The organism is Mucilaginibacter frigoritolerans, from assembly GCF_007830615.1.
In the GTDB taxonomy this organism is placed as follows: domain Bacteria; phylum Bacteroidota; class Bacteroidia; order Sphingobacteriales; family Sphingobacteriaceae; genus Mucilaginibacter; species Mucilaginibacter frigoritolerans.
The window spans coordinates 721,115-738,684 of sequence record NZ_VLLI01000001.1; the positions used below are offsets into that span (position 1 = coordinate 721,115).

General features: G+C 36.5%; 9 protein-coding genes. All 9 read left to right on the forward strand.

Going from position 1 to position 17,570, the window contains the following annotated elements; translation table 11 throughout:
* The first annotated feature begins 25 nt into the window (after positions 1-25).
* The 9 genes from JN11_RS03000 to JN11_RS03040 all read left to right on the forward strand — a co-directional run bounded on the left by JN11_RS03000 (position 26) and on the right by JN11_RS03040 (position 17,520).
* Positions 26-2,449: an ABC transporter permease gene (locus tag JN11_RS03000; protein WP_144909477.1), complete on the forward strand. Its 2,424-nt coding sequence runs from the start codon at positions 26-28 to the stop codon at positions 2,447-2,449.
* Between the two features lie 31 nt (positions 2,450-2,480).
* The gene (locus tag JN11_RS03005; RefSeq protein WP_144909478.1) at positions 2,481-4,916 is read left to right on the forward strand and encodes an ABC transporter permease; all 2,436 of its coding nucleotides are present in this window, start codon (positions 2,481-2,483) and stop codon (positions 4,914-4,916) included.
* A 163-nt stretch (positions 4,917-5,079) separates the two neighbouring features.
* The gene (locus JN11_RS03010) at positions 5,080-7,500 is read left to right on the forward strand and encodes an ABC transporter permease (RefSeq protein ID WP_144909480.1); all 2,421 of its coding nucleotides are present in this window, start codon (positions 5,080-5,082) and stop codon (positions 7,498-7,500) included.
* A gap of 70 nt (positions 7,501-7,570) precedes the next feature.
* On the forward strand, positions 7,571-9,937 hold the full coding sequence (locus JN11_RS03015; protein ID WP_144909482.1) for an ABC transporter permease: 2,367 nt from the start codon (positions 7,571-7,573) through the stop codon (positions 9,935-9,937).
* A 46-nt stretch (positions 9,938-9,983) separates the two neighbouring features.
* The gene (locus JN11_RS03020) at positions 9,984-12,383 is read left to right on the forward strand and encodes an ABC transporter permease (protein WP_144909484.1); all 2,400 of its coding nucleotides are present in this window, start codon (positions 9,984-9,986) and stop codon (positions 12,381-12,383) included.
* A gap of 308 nt (positions 12,384-12,691) precedes the next feature.
* Positions 12,692-13,369: an ABC transporter ATP-binding protein gene (locus tag JN11_RS03025; RefSeq protein WP_144909486.1), complete on the forward strand. Its 678-nt coding sequence runs from the start codon at positions 12,692-12,694 to the stop codon at positions 13,367-13,369.
* Between the two features lie 26 nt (positions 13,370-13,395).
* Positions 13,396-14,826: a TolC family protein gene (locus tag JN11_RS03030; RefSeq protein WP_144909488.1), complete on the forward strand. Its 1,431-nt coding sequence runs from the start codon at positions 13,396-13,398 to the stop codon at positions 14,824-14,826.
* Between the two features lie 94 nt (positions 14,827-14,920).
* On the forward strand, positions 14,921-15,514 hold the full coding sequence (locus JN11_RS03035) for an outer membrane beta-barrel protein (RefSeq protein WP_144909489.1): 594 nt from the start codon (positions 14,921-14,923) through the stop codon (positions 15,512-15,514).
* 200 nt (positions 15,515-15,714) lie between these two features.
* Positions 15,715-17,520, forward strand: a complete 1,806-nt coding sequence (locus JN11_RS03040) for a glycoside hydrolase family 9 protein (RefSeq protein WP_211360619.1) — start codon at positions 15,715-15,717, stop codon at positions 17,518-17,520.
* Positions 17,521-17,570 lie beyond the last annotated feature (50 nt).

Genomic DNA, 17,570 nt, shown 5'->3' on the forward strand with positions numbered 1-17,570 from the left:
ATATACAATCTGAAAATATATAAACATGATCAAAAACTTTATAGTAACTGCCTGGCGGAGCCTGCAAAGAAATAAGATTTTTTCTTTTATAAATGTTTTTGGTTTAGCCGTTGGCCTTGCTTGTTGCATGCTGATCAGTTCCTATTTGTATAAGGAACTTACCTATGATACTTATGCCGTAAATTCAAAGCAAATTTACAGAGTTGAGCTCCATTCAAACGGGAATAATACTACAGCCGATTTTCCAAGTGTTGATGTTGCTGTTGGGCAGGGGATAAAAAGTGCATTTCCTTCAGTTTTGGCAACAACCCGTTTAACCGGACGAGGCGCTGTATTTGTAAAGTACCAGGAAAAGGTATTTAAAGAAGAAAAGATAGCCTTAATAGATTCAAATTTCTTCCGGTTTTTTTCTATTCCACTATTGGAGGGCGATGCCAGAACTGCACTCGCCGAACCCAAAACCATCGTTATAACAAAGAATTTTGAAAAGAAATATTTTGGGGGTGCTTCATCGCTTGGCAAAATGATTACCGTTGGAAATGATTTGGTTAAAGTAACCGGAGTAATTGATAAAATACCGGATAATTCCCATTTTCATGCTGATGCTTTTATGAGCATGATAACTTTTGTAAGCCCGTCAGTCAAACAGACATGGAGCAATGTGGGGTATTTTACTTATTTGTTACTGGATAAAAACGCTGATACTAAGAAATTAGAAGCAGGCTTTCGTCAACTGGTAGCAAAATTCGTAGTTCCCGAAACTCAGCACGATATGGGAGTTAGTCTTGCGGAAGCACAAAAATCTGTGAATAGTTTTATTTTCTTTTTACGACCCCTTACCGATATTCACTTACATGCTGCAACGAAATATGAATTTGAGTCGAACGGTGATATTCACTACATCTACATTTTTGGGGCTTTGGCCATTTTTATTTTACTACTTGCCTGCATCAACTTTACTAATCTTTCAACTGCCAGTTCCTCAAAACGTGCAAAAGAAATCGGTATCCGCAAGGTATTGGGATCTGAAAAGAACAGGTTGATTTCACAATTCCTGGTCGAATCGGTATTGCTCACATCATTGGCAATGCTTTTTGCCCTGGGTTTCGTTTATCTGTTACTACCTTACTTTAATAATGTATCAGGAAAACAAATCAGTATTGGATTCTTCTTTAGCTATAGTGCAATACTTTTGGAAGTGACGTTAACACTTATGGTAGGCTTGCTTGCCGGAATTTATCCTGCATTTTTCTTGTCTTCATTCCAAATTATTGCCGTTTTAAAAGGGAATAACACTATTAAACCCGGCAGCAAAGGAAGTTTACGGAGCAGCTTAATTGTTTTTCAGTTTGCTATTTCAACAGCGTTGATTATATGCACGTTAGTAGTGTATCAGCAACTGCATTTTATGCAAAACAAAAAGCTGGGTTATGATAAGAACCAGGTATTGGTAATAAACGACGCCAGTGCATTGGATAATAACACTGAGGCATTCAAGCAACAGCTTTTAAATGATAACCGGGTAGTGAATGCTACAGTTTCAAACAATGTTCCGGGCGATAATAATGCAGGTGGTACTGAAATTTATGTTAAAGATTTAGCGGATAAAGGTACCCGGAATGAAATACAAACTCATATCTATTGGATTCAAAATTCTTATATCCCTACCCTGGGAATACAGCTTGCTAAGGGCCGAAATTTCTATCCTTCAGGCCCTGCGGATTCTGCATCAGTGATTATTAATGAGGCCGCCGTACGTGATTTGGGTTTTGGAAATATTGATCCGATTGGCAAAACTATTGTACGTTCGGGACAACATCATTATAATATTGTTGGGGTAGTAAAGGATTTTAATTATACATCTGCGAAGCAAAAAATAGCTCCTTTGATGATGATGGCATCAAATAATAGCAGGGGATCAATAATAGTAAAGATAAAAGCCAACAATGTTCATCAATTGGTAAATGATATTAAAAATCAGTGGAGTGCTTTTAATGCAAGTACGCCATTTAGCTATTCATTTCTGGATGAACGGTTTGCTTCTTTGTATAGCCAGGAAGAACGTACGGGGCAAATATTTACTTCGTTCTCTTTTGTGGCTATTATTATTGCATGCCTTGGTTTGTTCGGGCTTGCAGCATTTATGATCCGCCAAAGGGTTAAAGAAATCGGTATAAGAAAAGTATTGGGTGCTTCTTCAACCAGCATTACGGCCTTATTATCAAAAGAGTTTTTAAAACTGATTGTTATTGCATCGTTAATTTCATTTCCATTAACCTGGTACGCAATGCATCAATGGCTGCAGGATTTTGCCTATCGCATCACTATTCAGTGGTGGGTATTTTTATTAGCAGCAGGTATTGCCCTGCTTGTTGCAACCATTACTATAAGTTTTCAATCAATTAAAGCGGCGCTGGCAAACCCGGTTAAGAGTTTGAGAAGCGAGTAATAAAATATATTCGATAATAAATAATAAAGCCATGATAAAAAACTATTTGAGGAGTGCTTTAAGAAACATCAGGAAGCATCCGTTCATCTCATTTATAAACATATTCGGGTTAACAGTAGGATTAACCTGTTGCCTGCTTATTTTGGCTTATGTTAAGAATGAGCGCAGTTATGATAAGTTTAATAAAAATGCCAAAGACATTTATAGGGTAACCCGCATATTTTATTCAGGTAAAGGTGTTGAAAGTTTACATTTGAGCGCTGTAGCACCACCATTTGGCCCACTGCTAAAAAGTGCTTTTCCTGATATTGAAAAGATGACCCGTGTGCTGCAAAATGGCACTAGCGCATTGAAATACAAAGACAAGCTTTTTAATGAGAAGAATGGATTTCTAGCGGACGAGAACTTTTTCGATTTTTTTAGTGTCCCCATTGTCAAAGGCGATCAAAAAACAGCATTATCGGAGCCGTATAGCTTAATGATGACCGAAGCCACTGCGAAAAGATATTTTGGTGATGAAGACCCAATAAACAAAACTATTCAACTGGATAACAATAAACATGAGTTTAAAGTTACCGGTATTTATAAGGCATTTCCATCAAATTCGCATCTGCATCCTGATTTATTGTTATCATTCAGTACCTTAAAAGACAGCACGATTTATGGGGAGAAGCAGCTGGAAACCAATTTTGGTAATAATGCTTTTTATACCTACTTGCTTTTTCCTAAAAATTATAATGTCGGCAGGATAGAATCCCAGCTACCTTATTTTCTCGATAATTATGTGCATTTGCCAGGAATGCCAGGCAATGTGAAAACGCATCAGGCTACTAAACTAACCCTGCAAAAACTTACGGATATCCACCTTACCTCGCATTTGGATGATGAGATTGAAGAGAATGGTAATATCACCAGGGTCTACATTTTTTCGGCTATTGCACTATTTATTTTATTGATAGCCTGTATTAATTACATGAACCTGTCTACAGCTCGCTCAACGTTAAGAGCAAAAGAAATAGGGATAAGAAAAGTAATTGGAGCACAACGTAAAGAAATTATAAGCCAGTTTTTAAGCGAATCGATATTAATTACATGGGTTGCATTGATCCTGGCTTTTGCTATCACCAGTTTAGTTCTACCGCTCATAAATAAATTGTCTAATCAGGTATTGTCAATTAACAGTTTGCTTCAATGGCCGGTTTTAATTCCAATATTATTGTTACCATTTGTAATTGGTTTAATAAGTGGTATTTACCCTGCCTTGTTTATGTCTTCATTTGCACCAGTAAAGGTTTTGAAGGGTGTTTTGAAGGTTGGTTCGGGAAACATATCTTTCAGAAAAGTTTTAGTGGTAGTTCAGTTTTCTATTTCTATCATATTAATTGTGGCTACTACAGTGGTGTATCAACAGCTTCAATACATCCAGGATAAAGATTTGGGTTTTAACAAGGACTTCATTTTAACAATGGATTATCCGAACACATTGACCAAACAATATGAATCATTTAAAATTGACCTTGAAAAGAATATAGCAATAAAGAACGTTGGCCGCTCTTCCCGTATCCCTTCCGGACGTTTACTTGACGAACAGGGGGCATCTGTTTTGCAGGGAGGAGTGATGCAATCTGTTAAAGTTGACTTGAAATGCATTGCTGCTGATTATGGTTTTGTCCCAACCTATGGAATGCAAATGGCATCCGGACGCAATTTTTCAAAAGCATTTTCAACAGATACTAATAATTTTATTATTAATGAAGCAGCAGTTTTGGCCTTAGGTTGGCGCACATCTGAAAATGCAGTAGGAAAGGACATTAAATATGGTAATGTACAAGGAAAGGTTATTGGAGTTGTAAAAGATTTTCATTTCGAATCGTTGCATCAACAAATTATCCCGCTGATTATGACATTGCCTTCACTAAATCAAATTAATTATGGTAAGCTATCGATAAAAATTGATGGAAATAATGTTAAATCTGCCATTGCAATAATAAACGATACCTGGCATAAATATCAACCCGAAGTGCCATTTGATTTTACTTTTTTGGATTCGAAATTTGCGCAATTATATTACAGTGAGCAGCAGCAGGGTAATTTGTTCACCATATTTTCATGCATAGCTATATTTATTGCCTGCCTTGGTTTATTTGGTCTGTCGGCATTTACTATAACACAACGGGTTAAAGAAATAGGTGTTCGTAAAGTATTGGGAGCCAGTGTGCCGCAAATAGTAGGTGAATTATCCAAAGACTTTTTAAAGCTTGTATTAATTGCAGCAATTATTGCTTTACCATTAGCCTGGTATGCTATGAACAAATGGCTGCTTGATTTTGCCTCACGTATCAACATAAGCTGGTGGGTATTGGCACTTGCCGGAGTTATTGCATTGATTATTGCCTTTGCAACTATTAGTTTTCAATCAATTAAAGCTGCTTTGGCAAACCCGGTAAAAAGTTTAAGAAGCGAATAACTTATTTATATCTGATCGATATATAATAACTGTATCGAAACCGAACAATTAGTGTGTCACTTACGAACATATTCGTAAATTAATTTTTTTTATAATTTATTGATTGTCAACTAAATATTAGTTTGGTATGCATTTGGATTTCTTATAATAAGAAAATAACATTATGATAAAGAATTACTTTAAAATCGCCTGGCGCAATATTATTCGCCATAAAATATATTCGGTTATCAATATAGCCGGACTAACTGTAGGTATAGCCGCATGCCTGCTCATTTTTACAATTATAAGGTATGAGTTAAGTTTTGATATTTTTCAGCCCAATTATAAAAATATCTATCATATTGTTACTGAACAAAAGAGCGAAAGTGGTATTGATTATAATCCAGGGGTTGCCGTACCAGCCACTGAAGCATTGAGGCTGGAATTTCCGAAAGCAAAAGTAGCATCAATAAATTCCAGCTATGGGAGTCAGATAACTGTAAACGATGGAAGTGACCTGAAATACAATGGTGGCAAAAAGTTTACTGAAAATATAGGAGTAGTTTTTATTGAACCTCAGTTTTTTGACATTTTCAGTTGGAAATGGTTGGCAGGTAATGCTGCTGTTTTGGCAAACCCTAACATGGTTGTTTTAGATAAAACTACTGCTACAAAATACTTTGGCAACTGGACAAAGGCTGTGGGGAAATCCATTACAATGGACAATTTGGTCAATTTGAAAGTAGCGGGAATAATTGAGGATGCACCCAGCAATAGCGATTTACCGTTTAAAGTTCTGATATCTCATATCACCTGGAAAAACTACGCGAGTGTATATAATTATTCAGAAGGTTGGGGGCTACTAAGTAGTAGTCACCAGATATTTATGCTTTTCCCTGACCATACCACTCAAAATGATATTGATAAACAGTTAAAAAGGGTAACCATTAAATATTATAAATCAGGACTAAAAGATCACCTTATTATCTCACAACCATTATCAATAATGCATTTTGATACCAGGTTTGGTGATAATTTAGGAGATCATATCACTACTAATGCAACGCTGCGTACCTTATCATTTATTGCCATTCTGATTATTATAATGGCGTCCATCAATTTTATCAATTTGTCAACCGCACAATCTGTCGGACGGTCAAAAGAAGTAGGTATCCGTAAAGTATTGGGTAGCAGTAGGAAGCAATTAGCTATTCAGGTAATTGGTGAAACTGCGCTTATTGTAATAGGTGCTGTAATTTTGGCTACCATAGTTGCCAAAATCAGCTTACCTTATTTAAAAAATATTGCCAGTGTACCTGATGATATAAGCCTGATAAATGGTGGTAGTATTATTTTTTTAACGCTTACCACACTTGTTGTAATTATCCTGTCTGGTATTTACCCTGCGCTTATAGTTTCTGGTTTTAAACCGGTTTTGGCTCTTAAAAATAAAATTACTGCTGCATCAATCGGTGGTATTTCATTACGTCGAACACTTGTAATAACGCAATTTGCCATATCCCAGCTATTAATTATTGGTACAATAGTAGCTGTTAATCAAATGGATTTTGTAAACAAAGCCGATCTGGGTTTTAACAAAAATGCTGTACTGATGCTTCCCGGATATACCGATAGTATCAGTCTAAAAAAAATGCAATCGTTTAAACAACAGCTATTGCAAAATCCAGCTGTACAGTCTGTCAGTTTTACTTCTGATGCACCATCATCTGATAATAACTCAGCCAGTAACTTTTATTTTAATCATTCGGAAAAGGAGATTGGTTTTTCAACATTTATGAAAATTGGGGACGCTGATTATTTTAAAACATTTGGCCTGCGTTTTACCGCAGGTACGGGATATGATGTTAGTGATACTATGCGCCAGGTAGTTGTAAACCAAACATTGCTGCGTAAACTCGGTATTCAGCATGACGATTATGCTGTTGGCAAAACCCTCAGAATGGGAACTGGGGTATGGGCAACAATAACAGGGGTTGTTGAAGATTTTAAAACTAATTCATTGCGTGAAGCGGTAAAACCTATTATTATTTTCCCATCAAAAAAATATGAGTCGCTGGCTGCCGTCAAATTAAAATCTAATAATCTTGTAAAGACTGTTGCCGGTATTCAATCATTATGGGAAAACACTTATCCCGAATATGCTTACAATGGATTTTTCCTTGATGAAAACATTGCAAAGTTTTATAAACAAGAAAATCAGATGGCCTTAGTTTACAAAATATTTGCCTTTATAGCCATTTTTATTTCCTGCCTTGGGCTGTACGGACTGGTATCATTTATGGCCATTCAAAGAACAAAAGAAGTAGGCGTTCGCAAGGTTTTGGGAGCTTCGGTAAGCAGTATTGTATACTTGTTTTCAAAAGAATTTATGGCATTAATTCTTATATCATGTTTAATTGCCATACCTGCAGCATATTATATAATGAATGGATGGCTGCAGCATTTTGCATACCGGGTTTCTTTAAACATTTGGGTTTTTGTAGCTGCTATTGCAGTATCTGTGGTAATAGCCTGGTTAACCGTTGGCTATAAAGCGATGAAAGCAGCTTTAGTTAACCCTGTGAAAAGCTTAAAAAGTGAGTGAGTTTAGTGATTGTGGGGGTATTAGTTGAGCTTATATAGTAGAAATCTATTAAATCAATAAACTAATTGTCATGATAAAGAATTACATCAAAACTGCTTTACGTAGCTTATTTAAAAACAGAGCATTCAGTTTTTTAAATATTGCAGGTTTGGCAATAGGTGTAGCTTGTGCGTCGCTCATATTTTTATGGGTGCAAGATGAGCTTAGCTATAATCACAACTTTGAGAAGCACAATAGTGTGTATACGATTTACGAAAATCAAACCTACGAGGGTAAGATCAGTACTTTTCATGCCACTCCAGGGCCAATGGCAAAAGTGTTAAAAGCAGAAATACCAGGCATAAAAACTGCAGCAAGGACCACCGGAGGTGATGGTGATGAGCTTTTTGCCCTTGGTGATAAAATAATAACTGAAAAAGGGCGCTTTGCTGATCCCGAAATATTTTCAATCCTTAAACTGCCTTTTGTAAGCGGGAATGCTACAAATCCATTTCAGCAATTACATTCTGTTGTGATTAATGAAACAATGGCGAAAAAGTTTTTTGGTGATATAAACCCTATCGGTAAAACATTAAAAGTAAATAATGAGCAGGAATATACGGTTACGGCGGTTTTTAAAAATCTCCCAAAAAACTCAAGCTTTCAGTTTCAATGGCTGGCGCCCATGGCCAACATTGACCATAAACAACCCTGGATGAATATTTGGGGAGCCAACTGGACCCGTACTTTTATTGAGTTGGAACCATCAGCAAATTTGACTTCCGTTAATCAGAAATTGCAACATTTTATTGCTGATAAAACAAAAAAGACTAACACCACCGTTTGTTTCCTTTTTGCAATGAACGATTGGAATCTTCGCGATAATTTTGTTGATGGCAGGATGAGTGGGGGACGTATACAGTACGTAAATATATTTTCATTTATAGCGGTCATAATTTTATTAATTGCCTGCATCAACTTTATGAATCTTTCAACTGCACGTTCCGAGCAAAGAGCTAAAGAAGTTGGGGTGCGTAAGGTTGTGGGGGCTGGTAAAGGTAAATTGATAGGTCAGTTTATCAGCGAGGCTGTAATTATGGCATTTATCGCAGTATTGGTTGCCATCGGGCTAATTTATGCAGCAATGCCGTCTTTTAATAACCTGGTTCAAAAAGATTTAGGTGTAGACATTGTTGCGCCTGCTCATCTAGCTTATTTGATAGGAATAGCCGTAATAACCGGTTTACTTGCTGGTAGTTACCCTGCATTCTATCTTTCATCTTTTAATCCGATAGCTGTTTTAAAAAATATAAAAATAAAATCAGCTTCAGGCACAGGCCTTATCCGGCAAAGTTTGGTAGTAATGCAGTTTTCTGTATCTATTGTATTGATAATAGGAACCATTATTATCTACCAGCAAATTCAGCATATAAAGAGCAGGCAATTAGGCTTTAATAAAAGCAATCTGATTTACATCAATCTACAAGGCAAACAAGTTGATCAATTCACCACTGTATATAATGACCTGAAGCAAACAGGTGTTGTTGCAGATGCCGCATTGAGTGATAATCCGGCTTTGCAAATCGGTAGTAACACCGACAATTATTCGTGGGATGGAAAAGACCCTGTTAAAAATCCACTAATCTCCTGGCAAAATGTAAGTCCGCAGTTTTTATCAACTATGGATATGAAGCTTTTAGCCGGAAGAGATTTTTATAATGAAGCTGCTTTAGATAGTAACAACGTAATTATTAACGAAGCTTTTGCAAAGCAAATGGGTAAAGAGGGACGAATTGGGGGGATTATAAGAGATGGCAGCAAAAAAGCATTAGCCATAACAGGTATTGTTAAAGATTTTCTTTACAACGATATGTATGCAAGTGCTGCTCCGCTTTTACTTTATTGCCATCCCGCCGGTACTAGTGTTTTAAGCATACGTTTTAAAAATGGAACTAACTTACAGGATGCTCTTATAAAAACAGGAGCTGTTATAAAAGCTGATAGCCCTGGATATTCATTCGAATATCAATTTATTGATGATGATTTTAATCAGCTATTTAAAACGGAAACATTAACAGCGATGCTAGCAGGCGTATTTGCTTCCTTAGCCATATTTATTTCGTGTTTGGGTTTATTTGGCCTTGCAGCATACACGGCCGAACGTAGAATCAAAGAAATTGGCATACGTAAAGTTCTCGGTGCTTCTGTATCTGGTTTGGCCGGTTTATTATCAAAAGACTTTTTGAAACTTGTAGGCCTGTCATGCATTATCGCTTTTCCTGTTGCCTGGTTTTTTATTAACAATTGGTTGCAAAGTTACCAATATAGGGTAACCATTAATTGGTGGGTATTTATAATATCGGGTGTTTTAGCTATGGCGATTGCTTTAACTACGGTAAGTTTTCAAGCTATTAAAGCAGCCTTAATGAACCCGGTTAGAAGTTTACGCAGCGAGTAATAATAAATTGATAGTATTAAGCGCAAATAACTCAATTACCTGAAAAATGATTAAAAACTATTTAAAAATTGCCTGGCGTAACATTTGGAAAAACAAGGTTTTTTCGGCAATTAATATCATTGGTTTATCCGTAGGGATGGCAGCCTGTATTGTTATTATGCTGTTTGTGTCATATGAAAAAAGCTTCGATAATTTCCATACGAAAAATATCTATCGTTTAAATGAGGTGCAGACGGTTGGCAGCCAGGGAACCACACAAAAGGTAGCACTATCCATGTTCCCAATGGGAGCAACATTAAAACAAGAATTTCCTGAGATAAAAAACTTTACACGAATACATTGGGGCGAGAAATATCAACTAACTCTTGAAAAGAAGAAAATATTCCTGCCGCAGATATTTTTTGTTGATTCCACTTTCCTCAGAATGTTTGATTTTAAGGTAATTCGTGGTGATAGAGAAACAGCATTGTTAAAGCCACATACTGCGATGCTTACTGAGGAAACTGCTAAGAAGCTATTTGGTGATGCTGACCCAATCGGTAAGACCATAACTCATTATGGCGATGATACTACTTCTTTTATAGTTACCGGTATTATGGCTAATGTGCCTAAAAACTCGCAGCTGCAATTTGACGCATTGTTTTCCTTTAGCAGTGTGTACAAGCCGTGGATGTTTACCAATTGGGGTGGTAATTGGTTAAATACTTACCTGGAACTTGCCCCAGGCACAAATCCTACATTACTGGATAAAAAATTCCCTGCCTACCTGAAAAAATATTTGAAGGGTGATGGCTGGAAATTTTTACAACTATTTGTTTTGCCACTGAAGGACATACATGCTAATTCAGCTGATATCGGACTTGATTATATTAATTATCAAAAATTTGATAAAAAATCAACCAACTTATTTGCCATTATTGCACTTATAGTGCTGATAATTGCCTGTGTTAATTTTGTTAATCTTTCCACTGCCAGATCGGCTGAAAGAGCCAAAGAAGTAGGCATCAGAAAGTCTATTGGGGCATATCGGTTTCAGTTAGCCATTCAGTTTATTGGTGAAACTATTCTGATTGCTTTTATGGCATTAATAATCGCTATTGCCTTGGTTGAACTGGCAATTCCTTACATAAACAATCTGAGCGAAAGAGATATCTCGTTTAATATATTCAATAGTGTTTATCCTTTATTAATTGTTTTGGGCGGCACTGTTGTTATTGGTCTATTATCTGGCATTTATCCTGCTCTCTATTTATCATCATTCAATCCTGTTAGGGTTTTAAAGGGATCAATAAAGGTAGGTAAAGACAAAGGGTCACTTAGAAATATTCTGGTTATTACACAATTTTCAAGTGCCATTTTTCTGATGATAGCGACTGTTTTTGTATTAAAGCAGTTAAATTTTATGCAAAAACAGGATCCTGGTTACAATCGCGATCAAATTGTTAATATACCTCTGGATGGTGTCACCACCAAAAAATACGATCTATTTAAAAAAGAATTATCAGGCAGTACTTTGATAGCAGGGGTTACGGCATCACAGGATATTTTGGGAAGCCATCTGGATCAAACAGGAGTAACATTCAGGCCAGCTAACGGTCCGAAAGAAGACCTCGGCACAACGCTGTTAGTCGTGGATACCAATTATCTCGATTTGTATAAAATCAAATTGGTTGCCGGTAAAGACTTCTCGGGCGATAAAATGCCGGACGGCAGTCAGTTTATTGTTAATGAAGCATTGGCTAAAGAACTATTAAAAGATCATCCTAAAGCGCCACTATCATCATTGGTGGGACAGCGATTTGGATTTGATTCATTGGGTACTATCACTGGTGTGGCAAAAAACTTCAATTTTAACTCATTACAATATAAAATAGAACCCATGTTTATGGTGAGCGCTAGGCATTGGGGATTTAGGAATATATCTGTTAAAATAAATGGCAGTAATACTGCAGCGGCACTTGCCCTCATTAAATCTAAATGGGATAGTATTTACCCTGATTATCCTTTTGAGTACCAGTTTTTGGATGACCATTTTAATGAAGTTTATAAAGCAGATAACCAGGTAAGCAAAATTGTAGGCATCCTCGCCGGCTTGGCCATTTTTATATCCTGTTTAGGCTTATTTGGTTTGGCATCCCATTCTGCCGAAAGAAGAGTAAAAGAAATAGGTGTACGAAAGGTATTAGGTGCCTCAGTTCAAAATATAACTTTACTGCTATCGGGTAATTTTCTCAAACTGGTGCTGTTCGCTAATTTGATAGCATGGCCCATCGCCTGGTTTTCAGTGTACAAATGGCTCCAGGACTTTGCCTATCATATTAATGTTCAGTGGTGGATATTCATTGTATCTGGTATTGTATCCATATTGATAGCCTTTTTTACGGTCAGCTTTCAATCCATTAAGGCAGCAATTACTAACCCCGTTGAGAGTTTAAGGAGTGAATGATAGTAATTAGAGATTAGTTGGCTAGCGATTAGGTGTAGTATATTCTATATCTGTATTCAACTAATCTCTATATTCCAGTCTCAGGTTACTAATCAATTGTATCATAATCGTACGCTTCCTGTTACATAAGCGAACAGTAATTGCTTAGTGTTTTATTTGTAAGTATCTGATATTTAATTAGTTGGTACTTTGGTATGTTATTGATGCTTTTGTGCCCAAATGAATGAGTACAAATCAGGGATTAAAGTACTTATTTAATAAATTAGCAACTTAGTAGTTCAATAAACAATAATTAATAACCAAAACACATGTTATCACTACAACATATTTCGAAATACTACCAGGTTGGCGGCAATAAAAACTTTGTATTAAATGATATCAGCCTTGAAGTTGATCAAGGTGAGTTTATCTCTATTATGGGGCCATCTGGTTCTGGTAAATCAACCTTGTTAAATGTTATCGGGATGCTTGATGAGCCATCAGAAGGCTATCATTATTTTGTTAATAATGCAGTTCATCAGCTTAAAGAAAAACAACGTTCGGCCTTGTATAAACAATACATTGGTTTTGTTTTTCAGGCTTATCACTTAATTGATGAGCTTACAGTTTATGAAAATATTGAAACGCCTTTAATTTACCAGGATTATAAAAGCGGAGAAAGAAAGGCTATGGTTGCCGATATACTTGACCGTTTTCAGATAGTTGGGAAAAAAGATCTTTTTCCCGCACAATTATCTGGTGGGCAACAGCAATTAGTTGGTATAGCCAGGGCATTAATTGCAAAACCTAAATTATTACTTGCTGATGAGCCAACAGGAAATCTGAACTCTAAGCAAGGAGAAGAAATTATGGAACTGTTCCGTAAATTAAATAAAGAAGATGGGGTAACCATTATCCAGGTAACGCACTCAGAAAAGAATGCGGAATACGGATCAAGAGTTATTAATCTTTTGGATGGCAAAATTGACTCCTCAAGGAAGTTCTGATCTATAAATAATAGTAAAACAACAAGATGCGACTTAGTAAATATTTTTTAATACTTCTTTTTTTAACCTGTGGTCTTTTAGCTCATGCACAGCAGGATAGCATATTTTCACTTCAAAAGTGCCTTAGTATAGCTGTAAATAATAATTTGAACGTTAAACAATCAGCCCTAACTATGGAACAGGACAGGATTGCTTTTAACCAGTCGAAGGAAAATTTATTACCATCCATTAACGGTAATATTAGCCGTGAGCTTAGCCAGGGGCGAGGTATTAACCCGGTAACTAATACTTATGTAAACCAGTCGTTAACTTCTGATAATTATTCGCTAAATGCCAGCCTTACATTATTTAATGGTTTAGCGCTACAAAATGCTGTTAAACAAGCCAAATTGGCTTATCAGGCCGGTAGAATGGATTTCCAGTCGGCAAAGGATTTAGTAACAGTAAATATCATTATTAATTATCTGTCCGTGCTTGATGCACAGGAAATATTAGGACAAACTAAAAGCCAGTTGGCTGTTTCAAAACAAAATGTGGACAGGTCTGAGATTTTGGAAAAGGATGGAGCAAATAAAGTGGCATCAGACTTTACTGATTTTAAGGGCGCCTTGGCCGGGAGCCAGGTTGCAGTTGTAAATGCTCAGAACTCATTAAATGCTGCAAAGCTTAACTTGTTTCAATTAATGAATATTCCTTATAATGAAAACGCTGTATTGCAGCCTTTAAATGCCGAGGATTTGGTAGGGCAATATGGCGTTAACCCTGATCAGGTTTACCAAACTGCATTACAGCAACTGGCAATAGTTAAAGCTGCAACCTTAAGAAGGGAAAGCGCTGAAAAAGGAGTAAAAGTAGCGCAGGGACAATTACTGCCAACGCTCGCTGTTAATGGCGGAATAACAACTAACTACTCAAGTGCAGGCCAAAAATCTGTATTTATTGATTCAACAGTTGTCCCTACAGGTGGCTACATCAATACACCAACTGGTAAGCAATCTGTTTATGCTAATGAAGCAAATTACTCCCAGCAGAATATTAGTTATTTGGATCAGTTTAAAAATAATTATGGTACCGCTTTAACATTGGGTCTTAATATTCCCATATTTACCAATCACGTTAAAAAGAATGCTGTAGCGCTTGCCAAAATAAATTTACAAAATCTGCAGTTAATTGAAGATAATACAAAGATTCAATTAAAGCAGAATGTTGAACAGGCGTATTATAATATGTCTGCTGCCTATAACAGGTATAAGGCAACTAGTGAGCAAGTAAACGCTTATACAGAAAGCTATCGTATTTCAAAAGTCCGTTTGGATGCTGGTGTAATTACTTCTGTTGATTTTATTATTGCTCAAAATAATTTGGACGCAGCCAAATTGAATTTAATTAGTGCACGTTACGATTATTTCATTTATAGCAAGATTCTTGATTATTATCAGGGGAAATTATTGTTATAAGATATATTAGATTTTATATTATCTTTAAATGTTTTAAAGTTTAGTTAAACTTATTGAATTTTATTTATAAGAGATTAATATTCAGATATCTGATATGAAAAAACTTTTATTTTCTGCTGTATTTTTCCTGTTCTCTATCACTATTGCAAGTGCGCAGTTATTGCCGTCATTTCAATTTGGCATTAAAGGCGGAGTAAATGACGCCACACTTAATTTAAGCAATCCTGCATTTAATAATAACACAAGGTTAGGGTATTTGGGTGGTTTTTGGGCAAGGGTTGGAGCTTTAGGTTTTAATTTTCAACCTGAACTTTATGTAACTTCAAAAAATGTAGAAATCTCTGACAATACCGGCGAAACTAAAGCTCAGTTTACCAGTATTGATGTTCCTCTTTTGTTTGGCGGTAAAGTTGGCGCTTTCGGATTGGGTGCACGCTTTTACACTGGACCCTTAGTATCTTTAGCAATAAATAAAAGCCAGAGCTTTAGTGGGGCATTAAATAATGCAGTCAATCTTAATTATAAAGATCAGAATTTTGCCTGGCAGTTTGGAACCGGGCTTGATATAAGAAATATATCTATTGATTTACGTTATGAAGCGGGTATAACCAAACAAACCTATGGTAATTCACAAACCAGAGTAAGTCTTTTTAGCTTAAGCTTAGCCGTCCCTTTAATCAAAATATAAAAAATAATAACTACCCTAAACACACAATTGAACTGGAACCGGCCTTTAAATAAGGCCGGTTTTTTTTATTGGCAATGTTTATTTAGTATTATATTTCTGACCGATATGGTAAATAAAGTATTATACTTATTGTAAAACATACACATATCTTTATAAACCAATTTTTTTATCAAAATATCAACCTTAGGTTTATAAACAAAATGATGGATAAGTATTTTTTCAATCGTAGAAAATTAAATGCTCTGCTTTTCATATGTGTTCAATTGTTTTTATTCAATGTAGCTTGTGCCCAGCAAATCCCTGAAGCCGGAAATGAAGATATCAGGGTAAATCAAATTGGGTTTTATCCTTTAGCATCCAAAACTGCTGTTGTTTTAAAAACAAAAGCGACAGTTTTTTATATTGAAACGATAGATAAGAAGAAGGTATTTACTGGTGAGTTAAAAGTATCTGGCAAACCTGATTTTGCAGGTAATACAACTTCAATAGCTGATTTTACATCCTTTGATATATCGGGAAAATATATTTTATACGTGCCTGATGTTGGTTATTCCTGGTCTTTTGAAATAAAAAAGGCCGTTCATGAAGCTGTTGGGAATGCTGCGATTAAGGCATATTATTTTATGCGTGCATCTATTCCGTTAAATGAAAAATATGCCGGGAAGTGGAGCAGGGCAGAAGGGCATCCGGATACTTCAATATTGATCCATCCTTCCGCTGCTTCAGACAAACGTGCTGCCGGGACAATTATCTCTTCGCCCCGCGGATGGTATGATGCCGGCGACTACAATAAATATGTGGTAAATAGCGGTATTAGCACAAGTACCCTGCTTTCTTTATATGAGGATTTTCCGGCTTATATGAAAACGGTTAAGCTCAATATCCCTGAAAGTGGAAATAATATTCCGGATGTGTTGAATGAAGCATTATGGAATCTGCGCTGGATGCTTACCATGCAGGATCCTAATGACGGCGGCGTTTATCATAAGCTCACCAATGCAGCTTTCGATAAGTTTGAAATGCCCGATAAAGGTACTGCACCCCGCTACGTGGTACAAAAAGGAACAGCAGCAACGCTTGACTTTGCAGCTGTTATGGCCCAGGCAAGCCGGATATTCAGAAATTTTCAGAAGGAATTGCCCGGGTTGGCTGATTCATGCTTAAGGCAATCTAAAATGGCGTGGAATTGGGCTATTGAACACCCGGATAGTGTTTATAATCAGGATGCTATTAATAAGAAATATAGTCCGCCAATTACTACCGGTGGTTATGGTGACCGGAATTTTAAAGATGAGTTTATATGGGCTGCATCTGAGCTGTTGGTTACCACGCATGATAATGCTTATATAAAAGATATTAATTTAGTGCCTGATAAAAGTATGCCGGTGCCAACCTGGGGACAGGTTAAATTATTGGGATATTATTCTCTCATAAAAAACAGTAATTCTTTAGGTAACAGTGCCCCGAAGGAATTGCCGGAACTTAAAGTACGGTTGTTAGCTTTTGCTGATGATTTAATAAATGAAGCCGGAGAAACTGCCTATCAAACCGTAATGGATAAATCAACCCACAATTTTGGATGGGGGAGTAATTCTGTAGCCGGTAATCAGGGGATTGCTTTGATTCAGGCGTGGAAACTTTCAAATAATCCTGAGTATTTAATCTATGCTTTGAATAATCTTGATTATCTGCTTGGGCGAAATGGAACGGGTTATTCTTTTGTAACGGGTTATGGAAGCAAAATACCTATGCATCCGCATCATCGTCCTTCTGTTGCTGACGGAATTGTTGATCCAATACCCGGTTTGCTGGTTGGAGGACCTAATCCGGGAATGCAGGATAACGTTCGTGTACCCTCAATTGTACCTGATGAAGCTTATATTGATGATGATCGCGCTTATGCGGTTAATGAGATAGCCATCAATTGGAATGCTCCGCTTGCTTACCTGGCTAATGCTATAGAAGCGCTTCAAAATCAGTTGAATATACCGGTAAAAAAGCAGTAATTTTAAACGCCTTATAATTATAAAACTACAAACCTTAGTCAAATAATAAA

Excerpts from the sequence above, each read along its gene's own strand:
- JN11_RS03005 (WP_144909478.1), top strand. The coding sequence starts at position 2,481 with ATGATAAAAAACTATTTGAGGAGTGCTTTAAGAAACATCAGGAAGCAT.
- JN11_RS03000 (WP_144909477.1), top strand. The coding sequence starts at position 26 with ATGATCAAAAACTTTATAGTAACTGCCTGGCGGAGCCTGCAAAGAAAT.
- JN11_RS03025 (WP_144909486.1), top strand. The coding sequence starts at position 12,692 with ATGTTATCACTACAACATATTTCGAAATACTACCAGGTTGGCGGCAAT.
- JN11_RS03040 (WP_211360619.1), top strand. The coding sequence starts at position 15,715 with ATGATGGATAAGTATTTTTTCAATCGTAGAAAATTAAATGCTCTGCTT.
- JN11_RS03030 (WP_144909488.1), top strand. The coding sequence starts at position 13,396 with ATGCGACTTAGTAAATATTTTTTAATACTTCTTTTTTTAACCTGTGGT.
- JN11_RS03020 (WP_144909484.1), top strand. The coding sequence starts at position 9,984 with ATGATTAAAAACTATTTAAAAATTGCCTGGCGTAACATTTGGAAAAAC.
- JN11_RS03015 (WP_144909482.1), top strand. The coding sequence starts at position 7,571 with ATGATAAAGAATTACATCAAAACTGCTTTACGTAGCTTATTTAAAAAC.
- JN11_RS03010 (WP_144909480.1), top strand. The coding sequence starts at position 5,080 with ATGATAAAGAATTACTTTAAAATCGCCTGGCGCAATATTATTCGCCAT.
- JN11_RS03035 (WP_144909489.1), top strand. The coding sequence starts at position 14,921 with ATGAAAAAACTTTTATTTTCTGCTGTATTTTTCCTGTTCTCTATCACT.